The organism is Methylobacterium sp. WL120, from assembly GCF_008039465.1.
Classification (GTDB): Bacteria; Pseudomonadota; Alphaproteobacteria; order Rhizobiales; family Beijerinckiaceae; genus Methylobacterium; species Methylobacterium cerastii.
Genome location: NZ_VRUT01000269.1, coordinates 1 through 3,685 on the forward strand (window position 1 = coordinate 1; position 3,685 = coordinate 3,685).

Here is a 3,685-nt window from a genome sequence, read left to right on the forward strand (position 1 = left end):
GCCGCGGGGCGCGCCGCCGAAGTCGAACCCGCCCGCGCGGCCGCCACCGAAGCCTTCGAACCCGGTCGCACGCGGCTTGCCGTCGCCGTCGATCTCGCCGCGGTCGAACTGCCGGCGCTTCTCCGGCTCGCCGAGGATCTCGTAAGCCGAGTTCGCCTCGGCGAAGCGGTCCTTCGCCTTGGCGTCCTTGTTGGTGTCGGGATGGTAGGTCTTGGCGAGCTTGCGATAGGCCTTCTTGATCTCGGCCTCGCCGGCAGTCTTGGGTACGCCCAGCACCTCGTAGGGATTGCGCATCGGTCTCTTGAGTTTCGTGGTTTCGCGCCGGCTGTGGAGCAGCGGCCATACGGGCCGCATGTGGGCGGCCTGTTGCCCTTGCGTAACGTAGGGGCGGCGAGACTCGGCGCAAGCGCCGCCGGCGTCAACCCGAGCGCAGCGCAAGGCTTGCCGGACGCAGCGCCGGGCGCGTCGCGCTCAGCCCGTCTTGTCTGTGTGGCCCTTGTCCAGGTGGCTCTTGCCCGGCGTTGCCTTGTCCGACGGAGCCTTGCCGGTGCGGATCCGCTTCAACTCCCATTCGCCGCCGGAGGGCTTGCAGCCGGTGCCGCGCACGAAGCGGCTGCTGTTCGGCGCGATGACCGAGGCGAGGAAGTCGCGGCAGATCAGGTCCTGGGCGACGTAGGGCAGCCCGGTCGGGTTGATCGTGCCGCGCAAGGCGGTCTCCGGGTTGTCCCACTTCACCGGCTTGCCGTTGCCTTGCGGGTCGAGGGCGACCCCAAGCGCGGCGTAGGCGCGGCGCCAATCCTCCTCGCCGAGGTCCGAGCCGAAGCTCGTCGGGCGCCGGTTGATGCTGCCGGTGACGATCGGCTCGTCGGCCACCGTCGCGGCCTTGGCCTCCGGGGTGGCGTCCGCGCGGAAGATCAGGAGCGGCTGGCTGCAGCCGCAGAGCATCGAGACGAGGCAGGCGGCCAGTGCCGACGGCGCGATCCGCTTCGCACATTCCTCTGCCTGCGGCGTCGCCGCGGCCACTTCCTTCTTGTCGGGACGACGCATTACACCTGTACCCGAGACCCTGAACCCCAGCCGAGATGGCGCGTAAGTGTGCTCCAACGTCGGTGCCCCCCGACCCGGATCTCACAACGGAGGATTAAGTCGTGGACGCGTTAAAGATCGATGAGTCGGGCGGACACGATGCGGTCCCGGACGCCGCGGACTTCACCCTGAGCGACGACCCGTTCGGCCTGTTCGCGGCCTGGATGGTCGAGGCGACCGCCTCCGAGCCCGAGGACGCCAACGCCATCGCGCTCGCGACGACCGGCGCGGACGGGCTCCCCGACGTGCGGATGGTGCTGCTGAAGGGCTACGACGCGCGCGGCTTCGTGTTCTACACCAACGTCGAATCCGCCAAGGGCGAGGAGCTGGCCGCCAACCCGCAGGCCGCCTTCGTGCTGCATTGGAAGAGCCTGCGCCGGCAGATCCGGGTCCGCGGTCCAGTGTCGCGGGTGACGGCCGAGGAGGCGGACGCCTACTTCGCCAGCCGCCACCGCGACAGCCGCCTCGGGGCGATCGCCAGCCGGCAGTCGCGGCCGCTCTTGGGCCGCGACGCGCTGATGGCGGAGGTGGCGGAGCTGTCGGCGCGCTACGAGGACGGGCCGGTGCCGCGGCCGGAGAACTGGACCGGCTTCCGGATCGAGCCGGTGGCGATGGAGTTCTGGCGCAACGGCGACTACCGCCTGCACGACCGCGTCCGCTTCACCCGCAACGGCGAGGGCTGGGACCGGTCGCGGCTTTATCCGTAGGGACGGGTTACGGCACCAGGGGCGGCAGCGGCGGCGCAACGCCCTCGGGAAGCGCGGTGCGGGCGACGTTCATCGTCATGGCGAGCAGCGCGTAATAGCCGTTGATGCCGGTGAGATCGATCGCCCCCTGCTCGCCGTAGAGGGCGACCAGCGCCGCATAGGTCGGGTCGCTCACCGCCTTGTTGCGCTGGAGCTCGGTCGAGAACGCGTAGACCGCGGCCTCCTCGGACGACATGCCGTCCGGCCGCCGTCCCTCCGCGATCGCCTGCGCCACCGCCGGATCGAGGCCGGCTTTCAGCGCGATCGGGTGATGGATCTGCCATTCGATCTGCTGGCTCCACTCGCGGGCCACGATCAGGATCGCGAATTCGCTGATCTTGAACGGCAGGACGCTGTCGTAGCGCAGGTACAGGCCCATCTCGCTGGCGCGCAGCATCAGGTCGGGACTGCGCAACAGCGGCACGAACGGGCCGAAGACAGGCACCTTCCGCGCGGCCAGGAACGCGTCCGACGCCGCGACCTGGGCCGGGGTGAGGCCGTCCGCCGGGATCGCGGGCATCCGGTCGGTGGGGCGGGCCGTGTTCGGCATGGGGCGATGATCCGGCTGTGCTGGCTGCGGGGCTTGGGTGATCCCGCTCCACGTCCTGCCGGTCAAGCGCCGCGGCCGGTGTTGCGGCGCGGCGAAGCCGCTGGATTTTCGAGACCGCTGCGCTTAGACCGGATCCTCAATGCGGAGGCCCGCCGGGGTGCCCCGGCGCCGGCCCCGAATGGAAGCGAGGCACGGCCTTGGCCACACCCGGAAACGAACGCCGCCGCATCATGCTGCTCACGGGGGCGAGCCGCGGCATCGGGCACGCCACCGTCAAGCGCTTCTCCGCCGCGGGATGGCGGGTCATCACCTGCTCGCGCCACGCGTTCCCGGAGAACTGCCCGTGGGAGATGGGGCCGGAGGACCACCTCCAGGTCGATCTCGCCGACGCCGCGGACACCGTGCGCGGGGTCCGCGAGGTCGCCGAGCGGCTCGCGAACGAGGGCGGCTTGCTGCACGCGCTCGTCAACAATGCCGGCATCTCGCCGAAGGGCCCGAACGGCGAGCGCCTCGGCGCCCTGCCGACCGACTTCGCGACGTGGCAGCGGGTGTTCCAGGTCAACGTCTTCGCGCCCGTGCTGCTGGCCCAGGGCCTGCGCGACGAGCTCGCCCGCGCCAAGGGCTCGATCGTCAACGTCACCTCGATCGCCGGATCGCGCGTCCACCCGTTCGCCGGGGCGGCCTACGGCACCTCAAAGTCGGCGCTCGCCGGCCTGACCCGCGAGATGGCCGCCGACTTCGGTCCACTGGGGGTCCGCGTCAACGCGATCTCGCCGGGCGAGATCGACACCGCGATCCTTTCGCCCGGCACCGACAAGCTGGTCGAGCAGATCCCGCAGCGGCGCCTCGGCACCCCGGACGAGGTCGCCAAGGCGATCTACTTCCTGTGCACCGAGGCCTCGTCCTACGTGAACGGCGCCGAGCTGCACATCAACGGCGGCCAGCATGTCTGACCGGCTGGTCCGCTGGTCCCTTCTTCTCGTTTTCGCCGCCACCCCCGCCGCCGCAGAGCCGGCGGTCACGATCCTCGACCTGCCGTTCCAGGCGACCGCGATGCGCGGGCCGCGCAGCGAGGTCGCGGTGGCGGTGGCGACCTCCGGGCTGATCCCGCTGGCCCGCTCGGCGAACGCGGAGGCGCCGGAGGCGAGCGACGAGGAGAGCGCGCCGCTGGTCGTGGTCTGGGGCAAGGAGGGCGGCGCGGCGCTCAGCCTCGTCGACGGCACGATCCGCACGACGCTGCTCGGCGCCGAGGCGATCGAGGGCCTGGCCGCCGCCGAGACGCCACGCGGCGCCCTGCCCGGCT

General features: G+C 71.3%; 5 protein-coding genes and 1 pseudogene. 3 read left to right on the forward strand and 3 right to left on the reverse strand.

All coding sequences use genetic code 11. The features are described 5' to 3' along the window. Positions 1-294 (reverse strand): DnaJ domain-containing protein (locus FV229_RS25915; protein WP_147754675.1); only part of this gene is annotated, 294 nt, incomplete at its 3' end. A 177-nt stretch (positions 295-471) separates the two neighbouring features. Beyond that, positions 472-945 (reverse strand): RT0821/Lpp0805 family surface protein, encoded by a 474-nt coding sequence (locus tag FV229_RS25920; RefSeq protein WP_246688349.1) that lies wholly within the window; start codon positions 943-945, stop codon positions 472-474. Between the two features lie 269 nt (positions 946-1,214). On the opposite strand from FV229_RS25920, the gene pdxH reads away from it, so the two are divergent. Then, complete coding sequence (gene pdxH / locus FV229_RS25925; protein WP_147754678.1) at positions 1,215-1,793, forward strand: pyridoxamine 5'-phosphate oxidase; 579 nt, start codon at positions 1,215-1,217, stop codon at positions 1,791-1,793. Between the two features lie 7 nt (positions 1,794-1,800). On the opposite strand, the gene FV229_RS25930 is transcribed toward pdxH, so the two are convergent. Beyond that, entirely contained in the window at positions 1,801-2,382 is a 582-nt protein-coding gene (locus tag FV229_RS25930; RefSeq protein WP_147754677.1) for a carboxymuconolactone decarboxylase family protein, read from the reverse strand. Positions 2,383-2,612: 230 nt separating this feature from the next. On the opposite strand from FV229_RS25930, the gene FV229_RS25935 reads away from it, so the two are divergent. Both FV229_RS25935 and FV229_RS27700 read left to right on the forward strand, forming a co-directional pair. Beyond that, positions 2,613-3,335, forward strand: coding sequence for an SDR family oxidoreductase (locus FV229_RS25935; protein ID WP_147754679.1), 723 nt, complete (start codon positions 2,613-2,615; stop codon positions 3,333-3,335). Next, positions 3,328-3,685, forward strand: a pseudogene (locus FV229_RS27700) (hypothetical protein); the annotation flags it as partial. The gene FV229_RS25935 and the pseudogene FV229_RS27700, both read left to right, overlap by 8 nt.

Bases quoted from the DNA above. Each gene is read 5' to 3' on its own strand.
- FV229_RS25920 (WP_246688349.1), bottom strand. From the start codon at position 945: ATGCTCTGCGGCTGCAGCCAGCCGCTCCTGATCTTCCGCGCGGACGCC.
- FV229_RS25930 (WP_147754677.1), bottom strand. From the start codon at position 2,382: ATGCCGAACACGGCCCGCCCCACCGACCGGATGCCCGCGATCCCGGCG.
- FV229_RS25935 (WP_147754679.1), top strand. From the start codon at position 2,613: ATGCTGCTCACGGGGGCGAGCCGCGGCATCGGGCACGCCACCGTCAAG.